Below are 15208 nucleotides of genomic sequence, written 5' to 3'. Positions count from 1 at the left end.
TGGCACTCCGCGCGCCCCACACTCCGTGCGGTCGGCACCACGCGACCCGTACTCCCGCGCGCCCCCACCCGCGCCCCTGCGCGCCCCGCAGCCCCGTGCCTCCGTAAGCTCCACGGCTCGCGCGCCCCCACTCCATCCAGCCCGCACTCTCACGTGGCCAGCACCATGTGGCCCACACTCCCGCGCCGCCCATACCCCCGCCCGGCCAGCGCCACGCGGCTCGCATTCCCGCCCGGCCAGCGCCACGCGGCTCGTACTCCCGCGGGCGGCGCCACGCGCCACAGCTCGGTCGCGGAGACACGGCGTGGCTCAAGCGCGGCGCAGCTCGAGCGCGGTGCAGCTCAGGCGCGGCGTGGCTCAGACGCCGATGCCGATGCGGAGGCCGCGCGTCGCGGCACGCGTCACGGGTGAGCGTCGGTGCCTGCGGTCACGACGACGGCGCTGGGCGGGACCTCGGGGCGGCGGCGGGCGAGGCGGCGGATGCCGGTGTTGAGGACGGCGATCAGCGGGACCGCGACCAGGGCGCCGATGATGCCGGCGAGAACGACGCCCGAGGCGATGCCGACGATGACGACCAATGGGTGGATGGCGACCGCGCGGCCCATGATGAGGGGCTGGAGGATGTGCCCCTCGACCTGCTGGACCAGGATGACGGCGCCCAGGACGATGAGGGCGACGATCCAGCCCTTGGCGACCAGGGCCACGAGGACGGCGACTGCGCCCGAGACGCTGGCGCCGACGATCGGGACGAAGGCGCCGAGGAAGACCAGGGCGGCCAGCGGGAAGGCGAACGGGACGTCGAGGATCACCAGGGCAAGGCCGATGCCGGTCGCGTCGATGATCGCGACGAGCACCGTGGCGCGGACGTAGGCGCCGAGCGTGGCCCAGGAGGCGTCGCCGGCGTCGGAGAGGCTCCAGCGGGCGTTGACCGGGAAGAGGCGGACCAGGAAGCGCCAGATCTTGCGGCCGTCGCGGAGGAAGAAGAACGTCGCGAAGAGCACCAGCACCGCGCCGGTGAGCAGTTCGAAGACGGTGGCGGCGGTGGCGAAGCCGGTGGCGGTCAGCGACGAGGTGTTGGAGTTGATCCATTCCTGGGCCGAGTCGATGGCCTGGTCGACCTGGGCGTCGGAGAGGTGCAGCGGGCCGGTGCGGGCCCAGTCCTGGATCTGCCGGACGCCCTTGGTGGCGCTGGCGGTGAGCTGCGGCAGCCCGTCGATGAACTGGGTGACCACCGCGGTCAGGGTCCCGGCCACGGCGCCCAGGCCGCAGATGAGCACCAGGAAGGTGGCCAGCGACGGCGGCAGCCGGGCCTTGAGCAGCCAGCTGACGGCCGGCGAGAGCAGCGCGGAGAGCAGCAGCGCGATGGCCAGCGGGACGACCACGACGCTGATGATGCCGATGAAGCGCAGCAGCACCCAGCCGACCACGCCCACCACGATGAGGCGCCACGACCAGGCGGCCGCGATGCGCAGCGGGTGCGGCACCTCGGCGTCGTCGCGGCTGGTGGTGGAGTGGTGCTCGAGGGTCGGCTCCGGCGCCGGCGGCTCGAACTCCGGCTCGGTGTCCTCGGCCGGGCGCTCGGTCTCGGCGCGGGCCAGGCGCACCGAGTCCCGTCCCGTCTCGTAGGCCCTGCGCAGGTTCGCCCGGACCCGTTGCAAGCGGCTCAACCCGCCAACCCCCTTGCCGTAGTCACCGCGACGGTCACCGCGACCACCGTAGTCGAGACCGGCACGCGAAGCCGGAAGGCGCAGGCGTACCGTCCCTTCCGTGAGCACGAACACCCAGACCGAGGCCGGTCTGCCGATCCGCATGCTGCACGACCGCGTCCTGGTCCGGCTCGACGGCGGCGAGGGCGAGCGCCGCTCGAGCGCCGGCATCGTCATCCCCGCCACCGCCTCCATGGGACGGCGGCTGTCCTGGGCCAAGGCCGTCGGCGTGGGCCCCAACGTCCGGTCCATCGTCGTGGGCGACCGGGTGCTCTTCGACCCCGAGGAGCGTTCCGAGGTCGAGCTGCACGGCAAGGAGTACGTGCTCCTGCGCGAGCGGGACGTGCACGCGGTCGCCGCCAGCCGGGTCGAGTCCGACGGCACCGGCCTCTATCTGTAGTAGTAGGGGGGCGGCAGGACCACCGGCAGGGGCACCACGGGCTCGGCCGGCGCACCCACCTGCCGCACCGTCCCGTCGGGGAAGCGGACGCTGTAGAACGCCCCGTTCCAGAAGGCCATCGGCGCCTGCGGGTCCCGGCCCACGAAGACCGCCCGGTAACCGGACAGCTCGGTGAGCAGCTTGCGCTCCTCCGCCTGGGCCCGCTCGTGCTCCTGCGGCGTGCGGGTCAGGCCCCGCTGCATGCCGTCGCGCAGCAGGGCCAGCTGGGTGCCGGCGAGCTGGAAGGCGCGCATCGCTCGCAAGCCCGGCTCCCCGGCGACTCGCTTCGCCCAGCGGCGCGCCGAGTGCCGGCGGCCGAGGGTGCCCAGCGTGGCCACCTCGGGCGGGGACAGCCAGCCCGCGCGGACGTACACCGGCAGGATCCGCTCGCTGAGGCGCCCCTCGTAGCCGCGCAACGCGATGGCGAACCCGAGGACCGCGAAGAAGAACGGCACCATGAAGCCCAGGTAGCCGTACAGCATGATGACGGTCTCGCCGGTGGCCACCGACAGCGTGGGCAGCAGGTTGAAGGTGCCGTGCAGGATCATCGCCATCAGCAGGCCGGCGATCGGGGCCAGCCAGCGCACCCGGCGGTCGGCCGAGCGGGCCGCGATGCCGAGGCCGATGCCGGTCATCGACGTGAAGAGCGGGTGCGCGAAGCCGGTGAAGAGGATGCGCACGACGAAGATCAGGAAGACGTTCTGCAGGCCGGTCGCCGTGCCGTACTGCTCGGCGCCCGCGGCGTAGCCGTGCCCGCCCAGGTAGAGCACGTTTTCGACCATCGCGAAGCCGAGCGCGGAGAGCCCGCAGTAAACGATGCCGTCGGTGATGCCGGACCACTCCCGGCGGCGCCGCCAGAAGAGCAGGATCGGGCCGAGTGCCTTCATCGACTCCTCGATGAAGGGCGCCACGATGACCGCCACGAGCGCCTCGGGCAGGCCCCACTTGTCGAAGAGCCAGGCGGCGCCGCTGTTCACGCCGATCGCGACCAGGGTGGCCACGGCCGCGCCCCACGTGAAGCAGAAGACGAGATAGCGCACGGGCTCGGGCTCGTAGCGGTCGAGCCAGAGGAAGCAGGAGACCAGGACGGGCACCGGCAGCATCGCGGCCACCAGGCCGATGGCCAGGCCGGTCGGGCCGTTGCTGAAGCCCAGGATGACGAGCATCGCGACCGAGCACGCGGCGATGAACACGATGATGCCGGTCAGCGGCAGCCAGCGCCGCCAGCCCGCGCGCTTGTCCGGCACCAGTGGCGCGGGGGCCGGGGCGGGCAGCGGCGCGGGCGAGGAGGGCGGCGCCGACGTCGTCGTGCCAGCGGGCGAAGCGTCGTCGTCGGCCATGCCGCCAGCGTAGTCACCCGGGCCCCACTGTGCGGCCCGGGGAAGATCAAAGAGACCGGCGCCGGGAGCGGGGCTTCCCGTGCCAGCCCGCCGCCCGGCGGGTCAGCCGCGGCGCCTCCGCATATTCCACGCCGGTCGCCCGCAGCAGGTCCGTCACGGTGGTCCGGACCTGCGCCACCACGACACCACCCGAGAAACCCACCCCGTCCCGGTACGCCTGCCCGCCCTCCGCCGCGGCCCGCAGCGCTCGTTCCCGGGTCGCCTCGGGCTCGACGCCCCGTGCCCACTCCTGCCGCAGCAGGTCCACCGCGTCGGCGAGCAGCTCGACCGACGTGGGCAAGACGGCGGGGATCGACTCCTTGTCGTCCAGCGCGGTCATGACCCGGCGGGCGAGGACCCGGACATTGCGCAGCGCGTACGTGAGATGGGGCGCCCCCTCGACGTACTGGCTGAGCGCGCCGCGCGAGCGCCACCGGGCGGGCGCGATCGCGATGTTCTCGCTGGCCGCGGTGGCCGCCTGGGCGAGCGCCGTGAAGTTGCTCTCCGCCGCCCGCAGCCGCGCCAGCCCGGCGCCCACGTCGTCGGAGGAACCGGCCGCCGCGCCCCTGGCCACGATGCGCAGACCGGCGGCGAGCTCCTCCAAAGCCGGGTCGGCGGCCCGGCGTACGACGGAAAGGGGGTTGAGCGGCAGCAACAGCGACATGACCACCAGGCCGACACCGCCGCCGACCAGGGCGTCGAAGAAGCGGGTCCAGGGCAGGCCGGTCGCCGAGGTGAGCGTGGCCACCAGCACCGCGGACGACGCGGACTGCACGACCAGCGGGGTGCCGCCGCCGACCGCAGCCGCCGTCACGATGGCGAGCAGCACCACCAGCCCGATCTGCCACGGGCCGGACCCGATGAGCAGGATGATCGCGTCGCCGATCCCGATGCCGATGGCCACGCCGAGGACGAGCTCGGCCGTGCGCCGGGCCCGCTGCCCGATCGACGACGCCAGCGTGATCACGGCGGCGATCGGGGCGAAGAAGGGGTTGGGCCGGCCGATCACGTCGTGCGCCACGAACCAGGCGATGCCCGCGCCCAGCCCGGCCTGCAGCGCGAGCACGAAAGCACCGCGCACCCGGGCCCAGCCCGCCGCCGCGCCGGAGCGCGACCGGCTGTGCAGCTCGGCCAGCGCCGCAGCAAGCCCCCGGTCCGTCATGAGTCGGACTCTAGGCTAGATCGCGTGACATCACTTGAAGACCGATTCGTGGGCGCGGCCCGGGGCGCCGGCGCCACGGCGGACGAGGCCGACCTGGCCGCAGCCGGGGCGTACCTGCTGAGCCGGTGGTCCGAGCCGCAGCGGCAGTACCACGACGTGAGCCACCTCACCGCCGTGCTGGACATCGTCGACGAGCACGCCGCGCTGGCCCGGCACGCCGACCGGGTGCGACTGGCGACGTGGATGCACGACGCCGTCTACGACCCACGGGCGCTCGGCGACGCCAACGAGCGGGACAGCGCGGACTTCGCCGAGGGGCTGCTCACGACGCTCGGCACGCCCGCGGAGGTCGCCGCCGAGGTGGCCCGTCTGGTGGGACTGACCGCCGGCCACGCGACCGGCGACGACGACCCGGACGGCGAGCTGCTGTGCGACGCCGACCTGGCCATCCTCGCGGCCGATCCGGAGCGCTACGCGGCGTACACGGAGGCGATCCGCCGCGAGTACGCCCACGTGCCCGACGACACCTTCCGGGCTGCCCGCGCGCAGGTGCTCGTCTCGCTGCTCGAGCTGCCCGCGATCTATCGCAACGAGCCGCTGCGGGAGCGCTGGGAGGCCCGGGCCCGGGAGAACCTGGAGCAGGAGCTGCGCAAGCTAGCGGCGGGCCGAGAGATGCTTCGGGCGGCGCAACCCCGCCGTCCGCAACCGCGCCGCGATCTCCCGTGACGGCACCAGGATCGCCCCGAGCATGAGCGCCATCGCGAAGCGGTTCTCCGGGATGTCGTAGTGGTCCCGGTCGAAGCCGCGCCGGGGCGCGCCCAGCATCTCGGCGAAGACGTGCAGCTCGGCGAACGAGACGTCGCTGACCAGGTGGGACCAGAGCCGCCCCCGGGCCGGCCAGCGCGGCTCGTCGACCAGAATCACCGGCCGGCCGTCGCGGGCCGGCCGGGAGAGGCGACGGCCGTCACGGGCCGGCCGGAGAAGACGACGGCCATCACGGGCCGGCCGGGAGAGGCGACGGCCATCATGGGCCGGCCGGACGAGGCGACGGCCATCATCGGTCGGTGTCGAAGGCGGCCAGGTCCGGCCCGGCCAGGCCCGCGGTGTAGGGGTCGTCCTGGATCAGCTCGGGCAGCTCCGGGTCGGGCAGGACGAGCGACGGGCCCCGGTCCGCCGCATAGCCGCGCACGTCGGAGACGCCCAGCCGGGCCGCGTCGGCGGTGAGGTCGTCGGGCATCTTCTGCGACTGCCGCTCCGCCTCGACCCGGGCCAGGTAGTGCTCGACCTCGCGGTCGCGCACGGCGTCGTCCCAGCCCAGCGTCGTGGCCATGATCGTGGCCGCGTGCCGGGCCGTCTCGGCGCCGCGGTGCGCGGTCTCGAAGGAGATGCGGGTGCGCCGGGTCAGCACGTCGTCGAGGTGCAGGGCGCCCTCGGCCTCGGCCGCGTAGGCCACCTCGGCGGCCAGGTATTCCGGGGCTCCGGCCAGCGGCGCTGCCAGCTCCGGGTCGGCCTCCATCAGGGCGAGCAGGTGCCCGGTGAGCGTGCCGTAACGCTCCAGCAGGTGCTCGACGACGCCGGTGGTGACGCCGTGGCGGCGCGCGGCGTCCTGCCGGTCGCGCCACGCGGCGGCGTATCCGTCGGCGCCGAGCAGCGGAAGCTCCGCCGTGCGCGACGGGGCCTCGACGCCCAGCCGGCGGGCGGCCAGGTTGATGACGTCGGCGGCCATGACCCGATAGGTCGTGTATTTGCCGCCCGCCACGAGCAGCAGCCCGAGCATCGGCTCCACGACCGCGTGCTCGCGGGACAACTTCGACGTCGAGTCGGCCTCGCCGGAGAGCAGCGGGCGCAGCCCGGCATAGACGCCCTCGATGTCGTCGGTGGTGAGCGGCCGCTCGAGCACGGTGTTGACCTGGTCGAGCAGGTAGCGGATGTCGCGGGCGGACGCGGCCGGGTGCGAGCGGTCGAGCTCCCAGTCGGTGTCGGTGGTGCCGATGATCCAGTGGCCGCCCCACGGGATGACGAAGAGCACCGAGGTGGCGGTGCGCAGGATGAGGCCGGCGTCGCCGGTGATGGCCGAGCGCGGCACCACGAGGTGGACGCCCTTGGACGCGCGCACCCGCAGGCCCGGGCGCACGCCGACGTCGTCGAGCATGCGGGACATGTCGTCGCTCCACACGCCGGTGGCGGCGACGACCTGCCGGGCGCGGACCTCGAACTCGGGGGCGTCGGGCGACTCGAGATCGCGGACGCGGACGCCCACGACCTGCCGGGCCTCGCGCAGGAAACCGGTGACCCGGGCGCTGGTGACCACGGCCGCGCCGAGGCTGGCCGCCGTGCGGGCCAGGTTGACCACGAGCCGGGCGTCGTCGACCTGCCCGTCGTAGTAGCGGATGGCGCCGGTGATCTTGTCGGCCCGCAGGCTCGGGAAGAGGTGGCGGGCACCGTCGCGGGTCAGGTGCCGGTGCAGCGGCATGCCGCGGCCCTTGCCGAACACCCCGGCGAAGACGTCGTAGGCCGCGACGCCCAGCCCGTAATACATCCGGTGCCAGACGCGGGCCGGCGGGGCGGCGGGCTCCAGCGGCACCAGGATCGGCACCGGGCGCACCAGGTGCGGCGCGATGCGGCTGGTCAGCAGCCCCCGCTCGCGCAGCGCCTCGTGCACCAGGTGCAGCTCGAGCTGCTCGAGATAGCGCAGGCCGCCGTGGATGAGCTTGCTCGACCGGCTGGACGTGCCGGAGGCCAGGTCCCGCGCCTCGACCAGCGCGACTTTCAGGCCCCGCGACGCGGCGTCGAGGGCCGCGCCGGCGCCGGTGACCCCGCCGCCGATGACCAGGACGTCGAACTGCTCGTCACGCAGCCGCTGGAGGTCGGCCGCACGGCGGATCGGGGAGAGCCGCCCGGCCGCATACCGGGATTCCGAGGGATTGCGCACGCCCCCACCGTAGCGCCGCTCGGCATCCCTCAGCTCGTGACATTCGTCAGCATTTCCCGCACCGACCCGGCCGGATCGGTCACCGGGAACTGCACGGATCGGATCACCGCACCCGCGTCGACCAGCAAGGTCAACCGCTTGAACCGCTCGGTGCCACCCGCCCGGAAGGTCGGCAGCCGCAGCCCGGCGGCCAGCTTTCCGTCCTCGTCCGAAAGCAAGGGAAAAGGCAGCTCCGCGTACGCGGCGAAAGCGGCCAGCTCGTCCGGACGCTGGGTGCTCACGCCCATGACCGCCACGCCCTGCGCCGCGAAGTCGCCGGCGCGCGCCGCATAGGTCCGCGCCTCCAGCGTGCAGCCCGCCGCCCCCGGGATGTCGCCGTAACCCGGCGGATAGCCTCGGTGATCCTCCGGCGCGAAAGCCCCCGGGAAGAAGAACAGGACCGTCGGCTGCACCACCGTCAGCCCGGGCACCACCCGCCCCACCAGCTCGTGCACCCGGTGGATCTCGGCCGGGCCGGCCTCCGCGGTCAGCGAGCCGTCGCCCATGACGTGCCGCGTGCCCCAGTCCTGCAGCGCGATGAGCACCGGCAGCAGCCCCTCACCCTTGGCCGTGAGCAGGTAGTCGTAGCGCGGCGGGCGCTCGGAATAGGCCTCCCGGCGCAGCACGCCCTCGTCGACCAGGGCGCCCAGCCGCTCGGTCAGCGCCCGCCGGCTCATGCCCAGCGCCCGTTGCAACGCGTCGAAGCGGGTCACGCCCCCGGCGACGTCCCGCACGACCAGGAACGTCCACCAGTCGCTGAGCACGCCGACGGCCTGCGCTATCCCGCAGTCCGCATCGGCCAGGTCGACTCGTCGCACGCCCGCCAGTATAGTGCGTTCCAAATTGGAACTCACTGAAGCGAGGCGCGATGAGTGTCTTCTGGCGGTGGTGGACGGCCGGGACGGTGAGCAGTCTCGGCACGGCCATCGGGGGCGTCGCACTGCCGCTGACCGCGCTCGCGGTGCTCGACGCGTCCCCGTTCCAGATGGGTCTGATCGTCGCCGCGCGCTACGCCGCGTGGATCGTGATCGGCCTGCCGTCCGGGGTGATCGTGCAGCGGCTCCCGCTGCGCGGCACCCAGGTCGGCGCCGACCTGGCCCGGGCCCTCGCGGTGGGGTCCGTGCCCGTGGCCTGGTGGCTGGGCACCCTCTCGGTGACCCATCTCGTGGTGACCGCGCTGGTCATCAGCTTCGCCAACGTGCTCTTCGACGTCGCCAACTCGACGTTCCTGCCCGAGATCGTCGGCCGGGACCAGCTCCAGTCGCGCAACAGCCTCACCTCGGGCACCCACGCGTCGACCGAGCTCGGCGGTCCTTCGCTCGGGGGCCTGATCGTGCAGGTCGCCGGGGCGGTGCCGACCCTGCTGTTCGACGCCGTCAGCTATCTCTTCTCGGCGGCCATGCTGCGCGGTCTGCCCGCGCGGCGGGCGGCGCGGCGCGACACGTGGCCGCCCATGGCCGAGATGATCCGCGAGGGCTTCTCCTATGTCGTCCGGCACCCGGTGATGGGCCCCGGCATGTGGGCCGCGACGGCCGTCAACTTCGTCTGCGGCGTGCACCACGCGCTCTTCCCGCTCTATCTGGTGCGGGACTTGCACGCCTCCCCCGGCGTGGTCGGCCTCATGCTGGCCACCGACGGTGTCGGCACGCTGGTCGGCGCCGCGCTCACGACCCGCCTCACCGACGCCGTCGGCACGGCCCGGGCGCTCCTGATCACCGGCGGCACGGCGGCGGTGGGCGCGCTCCTGATCGCGGCCGGCGACGGTGGCGCCGCCTACGTCACCTTCGCGGCGGGCAACCTCGTCTTCGCGGGTTCCGTGGTGGTGCTGAGCGTGACGACCCGGACGTACCGGCAGACCGAGAGCCCGCCCGAGCTGCTCAGCCGGGTGATGGCGACCGTCCGGTTCGTGTCGTGGGGCGCCATTCCGATCGGCGGCCTGCTCGCGGGCGCCGCGGCCGGGCTGGTCGGCGCCCGGGTCACGTTGATCGCGGCGGGTGTGGTGGCCGTGTGCGCCCCCGTGGCCTGGCTGCTGTCGCCCGCGCGCGGCAAGCGGGATCTGGCCGAGGTGCAACTGTGAGCGGCCGCCGCTGCACCTGAACGGCTCTCGTCCGTCCCTAGCGTCAGTGAGACCCGGGCCACAAGGTCCGGGTCTTCCGTACGTGAGGATTCCCGAGGCCCGCATGCATGCCCTGCGCTCCGCACCGCACCGTGTGCTCGCTCTGCTCGTCGTCGTCGCCGTGGCTGTGGCCATGACGCTCTACATCAACCGCGCCGACGCCGCGATCACGACTCCGTTCGGCCAGGAGTTCGGGACCAACGCCAACGGCGCGATCCTGATGCGCGGCAACGTGAACCTCGTCTGCCCCACCGCGGCGACCGGCTGCACGGCCGCGCAGGGCGGCACGGGCTCGACCGCCGACGAGTCGTTGAACAACAACGGCTACGTCATGGAGAATATCGGGGCCGACAGCGGAAACGGCATCTTCAACTCCAGCAGCGCGACCATCGCGATGCCGGCGAACAGCACCGTGCTCTTCGCGGGCCTCTACTGGAGCGCCAACACCGCGGCGGGCACCGGTGGCGCGGTCGCTCCCACCGAGGCGGACAAGAACAAGGTCAAGTTCGGCGTTCCCGGTACGCCCGGCTGGAGCACCGTGACGGCCGCCAAGGTCAACATCACGGCCACCACGGTCTTCCAGGGCTTCGCGGACGTCACCTCGGTTGTCGCCGGCGCCGGCAACGGCACCTATGCGGTCGGCAACATCCAGGCCGGTACGGGCAAGGACCGTCACGCCGGCTGGGCGCTCGTGATCGCGTACCAGAACGCCGCGCTGCCCATGCGCGACCTGCGCGTCTACGACGGTTTCGGCGTCGTCAGCAACTCCTCGACCAGCGTCGACATCACCGTCAACGGCTTCCTGACGCCCGGCTCGGGCCAGGTCACCACCAAGATCGGCACGGTCGTCTACGAGGGCGACCTCGGCAAGACCGGCGACGCCCTGAAGCTCAACGGCACCGCCATGACGGACGGCAAGAACCCCGCCGACAACTTCTTCAACAGCACCATCAGCGAGGGCGGCACCTCGATCACCGACCGCACGCCCAACTACGTCAACACGATGGGCCTGGACGTCGACCAGTTCGACGCCACCGGCAAGCTGGCCAACGGCGCCACCAGCGCGACTCTGACGCTGACCACGAGCGGCGAGACGTTCTACCCGGGCGTCGTCACGTTCACCACCGACCTGTACGCCCCCGACCTCACCGCCACGCTCACCGGCACCGACAAGACGGGCGACGCGCGGCTCATGCCCGGCGACGTCATCGAGTACTCGATCAGCGTCAACAACAAGGGCACCGACAACAGCCTGCACACCGTGCTGACCGACGCCGTGCCGGCCGGGACGACGTACGTGCCGGGGTCTCTGAAGATCGACGGCACCGCCGTGAGCGACCCCGCGGGCGACGACCGGGGCGATTTCGCGACCGACAGCGCGCAGGGCAAGACGACCTTCCGCCTGGGTACGGGCGCCACCGCGACCGCCGGCGGCACGCTGGCCACCAACGCCACCACCGTGGTCACCTACCGGGTCAAGGTCAAGGACTCGACCCCGTCCGGCGCGACCATCACCAACGTCGCCGCCATGAGCTACGAGGGCGAGCACACCGGCCGCCTCATCTCCGGTACGAGCAACGTGGTCAACGCCACCGTGAACAAACCCGTCGCCGACCTGTCCGCCGCCGTGACCGCCACCCCGGTGACGGTGCAGCGCGACCCGGCTCCGGCCACGGTGACGTACGTCGTGACCGTCACGAACAACGGCTCGGACCGGGAGCCCCTGCCCGTCGCCAAGCTGACCCTGCCCACCGGGATCACCGTGAGCTCGCTGCCCGCCGGCTGCACCCAGTCGGGCCAGGACGTCACGTGCGCCCTGAGCGCCCTGGAGAGCGGCACCTCCGGCACGGTCACGATCAACGCGACCGTGGGCAGCAGCGCCGTGCTCAACTCGGCCACCACCGTCGTGGTCTCGGGCTCGGGCACCGACAACACCCCGGCCAACAACAGTGCCACCGCTCCGCTGCGCGTGAACAGCGTGCCCAAGGCGGGCGCCGACACGGCCAACACGAGCACCAGCACCGCCACCGCGCCGATCAATGTCCTCGCCAACGACACCGACGCGGACAACGACACGCTGACCGTCGCCATGGGCACCGCGCCCGGGCACGGCAGTGCGGTCGTCAACGGCGACAAGACGATCACCTACACGCCGGCGGCCGGCTGGGCCGGCACCGACACGTTCACCTACACGGTCAGCGACGGCTTCGGCGGCACGGCCACCGGCACCGTGACCGTGAACGTCGACAACGCCCCGCCGGTGACCGTCGACGACACGGCCGCCACCGCGGCGAACACGCCCGTGACGATCGACGTGCTCGCCAACGACTCCGACCCGAACGGCGACCCGAAGAGCATCGCGGCTGTCACCCAGCCTGCCGGCGGCACGGTCACCATCAGCGACAACAAGGTCGTCTTCACCCCGAACCCCGACTTCAAGGGCCTCGCGACCTTCACCTACACCGCGTCGGACGGCCGCGGCGGCACCACCCCGGGCACGGTCAAGGTGACGGTCGCCAACGCCGCCCCGGCCGCGTCGAACGACACCGCCACCACGCCCTACCTCACCGAGGTGGTCATCAACGTCCTGGGCAACGACACCGACGCCAACAAGGACCCGCTGACCATCACCGCCGCCACCACGCCGGCCCACGGCACCGCCGACATCACCAGCGGCAAGATCACCTACCGCCCGGCGGCCAAGTTCTCCGGTACGGACACCTTCTCCTACACAATCTCCGACGGCACCGCGACGTCCACCGCCACGGTCACCGTGACCGTGCAGAACGCCGCGCCGACGGCCGCCGACCTCACCGCGGCCACCGACTACGACACCCCGGTCACCATCGACTGGGCGCCGAAGGCCGCGGACGCCAACAACGACCCGCTGAGCATCATCGGCACGACGCAGCCGGCCCACGGCACGGCGTCCGTCGACCAGAACGGCAAGCTGGTCTACGAGCCCGACACCAACTTCTCCGGCCCGGACACCTTCGAGTACACGGTCGGCGACGGCAAGGGCGGCGAGGTCACCGCCAAGGTCACCGTGACCGTGGCCAACGCGGCCCCGATCGCCGGCGACGACCCGGTCAGCGCCGAGTCGAACGTGCCCACGACCCTGACCGTGCTCGCCAACGACTCCGACCCCAACGGTGACCCGCTGACGGTCACGATCACGACGATGCCGGCGCACGGCACCGCGTCGGTCAACCCGGACGGCACGATCGCGTACACGCCGGCCGCCGGCTACCTCGGAGCCGACAGCCTCGAGTACACGATCAGCGACGGCAAGGGTGGCACCGCGACCGCGCTCGTCACCATCGCCGTGCTCAACTCGGCGCCGGTCGCGAAGCCGGACTCGGCGAGCACGCCGACCGACACGGCGGTCACGCTGACCGTGCTCGACAACGACACCGACCCCAACGGCGACCCGATCTCGGTCACCGCGTTCACGAACGGCGCCCACGGCACCGTGACGCTGAGCGGCGGCAACCTGATCTACGTGCCGTCCGGCGGGTTCGCGGGCATCGACACCTTCACCTACACCGTCAGCGACACCCACGGGAACACCGACACCGCCGTCGTCACCGTGACCGTGCAGAACGCCGGCCCGATCGCCGTACCGGACACCGCGGTGGCCCAGCCGGGCACGCCGGCCGTCCTCAAGGTGCTCGCCAACGACACCGACCCGAACCTCGGCCAGGTGCTGCGCGTCAAGTCGGTCACCAAGCCGGGCAAGGGCAAGGCGGTCGTCAGCGCCGACGGCAAGACGGTCACCTACACGGCCGACGCCGGCGCCACCGGTACGGACACCTTCGAGTACACGGTGACCGACGACAACGGCGGCGAGGACACCGAGACCGTCACGATCACCATCCGGTCGCTGCCGGTCCCCGCGCCCGACAACGCGACGACCAAGGCCGGCTCGGCGGTCACCGTGGACGTGCTCGGCAACGACACCGACCCCGCGGGCGGCGCGCTCACCCTGGTCTCGGTGACTCAGCCGAAGCACGGCAAGGTGACGATCGTCGACGGCAAGGCGGTCTACACGCCGGACGCCGGTTACCTGGGCACCGACACGTTCACCTACCTCGTCCGCGACGCGGCGGGCGGCGAGTCCACCGGCACGGTCACCGTCGGCGTCGGCAACACGCCGCCGGTGGCGAAGCCCGACCAGGCCGCCGCGGCCCGCAACGGCAAGACCGACATCGACGTGCTCGCCAACGACACCGACGTCAACACCGGCCAGAAGTTGACCGTGCAGTCGGTCAGCTCGCCCGCGCACGGCAAGGCGACGATCGTCGACGGCAAGGTGCGCTACGTGCCGGACGCGGGCTTCACGGGTACGGACACCTTCACCTACGTGGTCGGCGACGGCAACGGCGGCACCGCCACGGGCACCGTCACCGTCATGGTCACCGGCGACGCCCCCGTGGCGCTGCCGGACTCGGCCACGACCCCGTACCAGAAGGCGGTGACCATCAAGGTCCTGGCCAACGACCTGGACCCGGCCGGCGACCCGCTGACCGTCACCGCGGTGACCCAGCCCGGGCACGGCTCGGTGACCTTCACCGGCACGTCGGTGCGCTACACGCCGGCGGACGGCTGGTCGGGGACGACGACCTTCACCTACACGATCACCGACGGCACCTCGACCTCGACCGCCACGGTCACCGTCAAGGTGGGTCAGCCGCCGGCGGTGCCGGACAAGAGCGCCAGCGCCAAGCCGGCCACCCCGGTGTCGGTGTCGCTGCCGTCGAAGGACGAGCACGGTACGCCGGTCACGGTCACCACGATCGGCAAGCCCGCCCACGGTACGGCCAAGCTGAACTCGGACGGCACGGTCACGTACATCCCGGAGGCGGGGTTCGCCGGGGCGGACAGCTTCACGTACTCGGCGATCGACGCGGACGGCAACGTGGCCACCGGCACGATCAAGGTGATGGTGGCCGGGACGTCCACGGCCATCGCGCCCAAGGCCAAGAACGACACCGCCTCGGTGAAGGCCGGCAAGTCGGTCATCGTGCAGGTCCGCGCCAACGACACCAACGCGGCCAAGGTCGTCAAGGTGAGCAAGCCGGCGCACGGGCACGCGGTGATCAACGCCGACGGCACGATCACGTACGCGCCGGACGACTCCTACACCGGCGGCAAGGACACGTTCACCTACACCATCAGCGACGGCCACGGCGGCACCGCCAAGGCCACCGTGACGGTGACCGTGCACGAGGCCGACAGCACGAGCGGCTCGCTGATCAAGCTGCCCAAGACCGGCTCTGACCTCATGTCGGTCGGCGGCGTGGGCATCCTGACGCTGATCGTCGGCGCGGCGCTCTTCATGTTCGGCGGGCGCAGCCCGGCCTGGCTCCTGGCCGGCGGCCCCCGGGACCGCGGCCCGGGCCGCCACCGCCCGGGTAAGCACGCCGCCTAGGAAC

General features: G+C 72.5%; 11 protein-coding genes. 4 read left to right on the top strand and 7 right to left on the bottom strand.

Features of this window, described 5'->3' with window-relative positions; translation table 11 throughout:
* Positions 1-401: 401 nt before the first annotated feature.
* Positions 402-1667: an AI-2E family transporter gene (locus tag RAN62_RS27070; RefSeq protein WP_305787577.1), complete on the bottom strand. Its 1266-nt coding sequence runs from the start codon at positions 1665-1667 to the stop codon at positions 402-404.
* 142 nt (positions 1668-1809) lie between these two features.
* Between RAN62_RS27070 and RAN62_RS27065 the strand changes: the two genes are divergently transcribed.
* Complete coding sequence (locus RAN62_RS27065; RefSeq protein WP_305787597.1) at positions 1810-2106, top strand: GroES family chaperonin; 297 nt, start codon at positions 1810-1812, stop codon at positions 2104-2106.
* Here the strand turns inward: RAN62_RS27065 and RAN62_RS27060 are convergent.
* Together RAN62_RS27060 and RAN62_RS27055 are read right to left on the bottom strand one after the other, a co-directional pair.
* Positions 2097-3485, bottom strand: coding sequence for a PrsW family intramembrane metalloprotease (locus tag RAN62_RS27060; RefSeq protein ID WP_305787576.1), 1389 nt, complete (start codon positions 3483-3485; stop codon positions 2097-2099). The genes RAN62_RS27065 and RAN62_RS27060 overlap by 10 nt on opposite strands.
* A 46-nt stretch (positions 3486-3531) precedes the next feature.
* On the bottom strand, positions 3532-4686 hold the full coding sequence (locus tag RAN62_RS27055; protein ID WP_305787575.1) for an FUSC family protein: 1155 nt from the start codon (positions 4684-4686) through the stop codon (positions 3532-3534).
* Positions 4687-4710: 24 nt separating this feature from the next.
* On the opposite strand from RAN62_RS27055, the gene RAN62_RS27050 reads away from it, so the two are divergent.
* Positions 4711-5412 (top strand): HD domain-containing protein, encoded by a 702-nt coding sequence (locus RAN62_RS27050; RefSeq protein WP_305787574.1) that lies wholly within the window; start codon positions 4711-4713, stop codon positions 5410-5412.
* Here the strand turns inward: RAN62_RS27050 and RAN62_RS27045 are convergent.
* Genes RAN62_RS27045 through RAN62_RS27030 form a run of 4 tightly spaced genes read right to left on the bottom strand, consistent with a single transcriptional unit; the run spans position 5341 to position 8475 of the window.
* Positions 5341-5610 (bottom strand): DUF4031 domain-containing protein, encoded by a 270-nt coding sequence (locus tag RAN62_RS27045; protein ID WP_305787573.1) that lies wholly within the window; start codon positions 5608-5610, stop codon positions 5341-5343. The genes RAN62_RS27050 and RAN62_RS27045 overlap by 72 nt on opposite strands.
* The gene (locus RAN62_RS27040; protein WP_305787572.1) at positions 5607-5741 is read right to left on the bottom strand and encodes a hypothetical protein; all 135 of its coding nucleotides are present in this window, start codon (positions 5739-5741) and stop codon (positions 5607-5609) included. Before RAN62_RS27040 ends, RAN62_RS27045 begins: the two co-directional genes overlap by 4 nt.
* Entirely contained in the window at positions 5741-7618 is a 1878-nt protein-coding gene (locus tag RAN62_RS27035; protein ID WP_305787571.1) for a glycerol-3-phosphate dehydrogenase/oxidase, read from the bottom strand. The genes RAN62_RS27040 and RAN62_RS27035 overlap by 1 nt, the downstream gene beginning before the upstream one ends.
* Positions 7619-7647: 29 nt before the next feature.
* On the bottom strand, positions 7648-8475 hold the full coding sequence (locus RAN62_RS27030) for a winged helix-turn-helix transcriptional regulator (RefSeq protein ID WP_305787570.1): 828 nt from the start codon (positions 8473-8475) through the stop codon (positions 7648-7650).
* Between the two features lie 50 nt (positions 8476-8525).
* Between RAN62_RS27030 and RAN62_RS27025 the strand changes: the two genes are divergently transcribed.
* Both RAN62_RS27025 and RAN62_RS27020 read left to right on the top strand, forming a co-directional pair.
* Positions 8526-9734 carry an MFS transporter gene (locus RAN62_RS27025; protein WP_305787569.1) on the top strand — a complete coding sequence of 403 codons (1209 nt, stop codon included), beginning with the start codon at positions 8526-8528 and terminating at the stop codon, positions 9732-9734.
* Positions 9735-9816: 82 nt separating this feature from the next.
* Complete coding sequence (locus tag RAN62_RS27020) at positions 9817-15204, top strand: Ig-like domain-containing protein (protein ID WP_305787568.1); 5388 nt, start codon at positions 9817-9819, stop codon at positions 15202-15204.
* Positions 15205-15208: the final 4 nt, after the last annotated feature.

Origin of the sequence: Symbioplanes lichenis (assembly GCF_030709675.1) — a bacterium.
Classification (GTDB): domain Bacteria; phylum Actinomycetota; class Actinomycetes; order Mycobacteriales; family Micromonosporaceae; genus Actinoplanes; species Actinoplanes lichenis.
The sequence above is the reverse complement of the archived record's forward strand: the minus strand, read 5'-3'. Positions and strand labels throughout refer to the sequence as shown.

Bases quoted from the DNA above. Each gene is read 5' to 3' on its own strand.
- RAN62_RS27055 (WP_305787575.1), bottom strand. From the start codon at position 4,686: ATGACGGACCGGGGGCTTGCTGCGGCGCTGGCCGAGCTGCACAGCCGG.
- RAN62_RS27025 (WP_305787569.1), top strand. From the start codon at position 8,526: ATGAGTGTCTTCTGGCGGTGGTGGACGGCCGGGACGGTGAGCAGTCTC.
- RAN62_RS27065 (WP_305787597.1), top strand. From the start codon at position 1,810: ATGCTGCACGACCGCGTCCTGGTCCGGCTCGACGGCGGCGAGGGCGAG.
- RAN62_RS27060 (WP_305787576.1), bottom strand. From the start codon at position 3,485: ATGGCCGACGACGACGCTTCGCCCGCTGGCACGACGACGTCGGCGCCG.
- RAN62_RS27040 (WP_305787572.1), bottom strand. From the start codon at position 5,741: ATGGCCGTCGCCTCGTCCGGCCGGCCCATGATGGCCGTCGCCTCTCCC.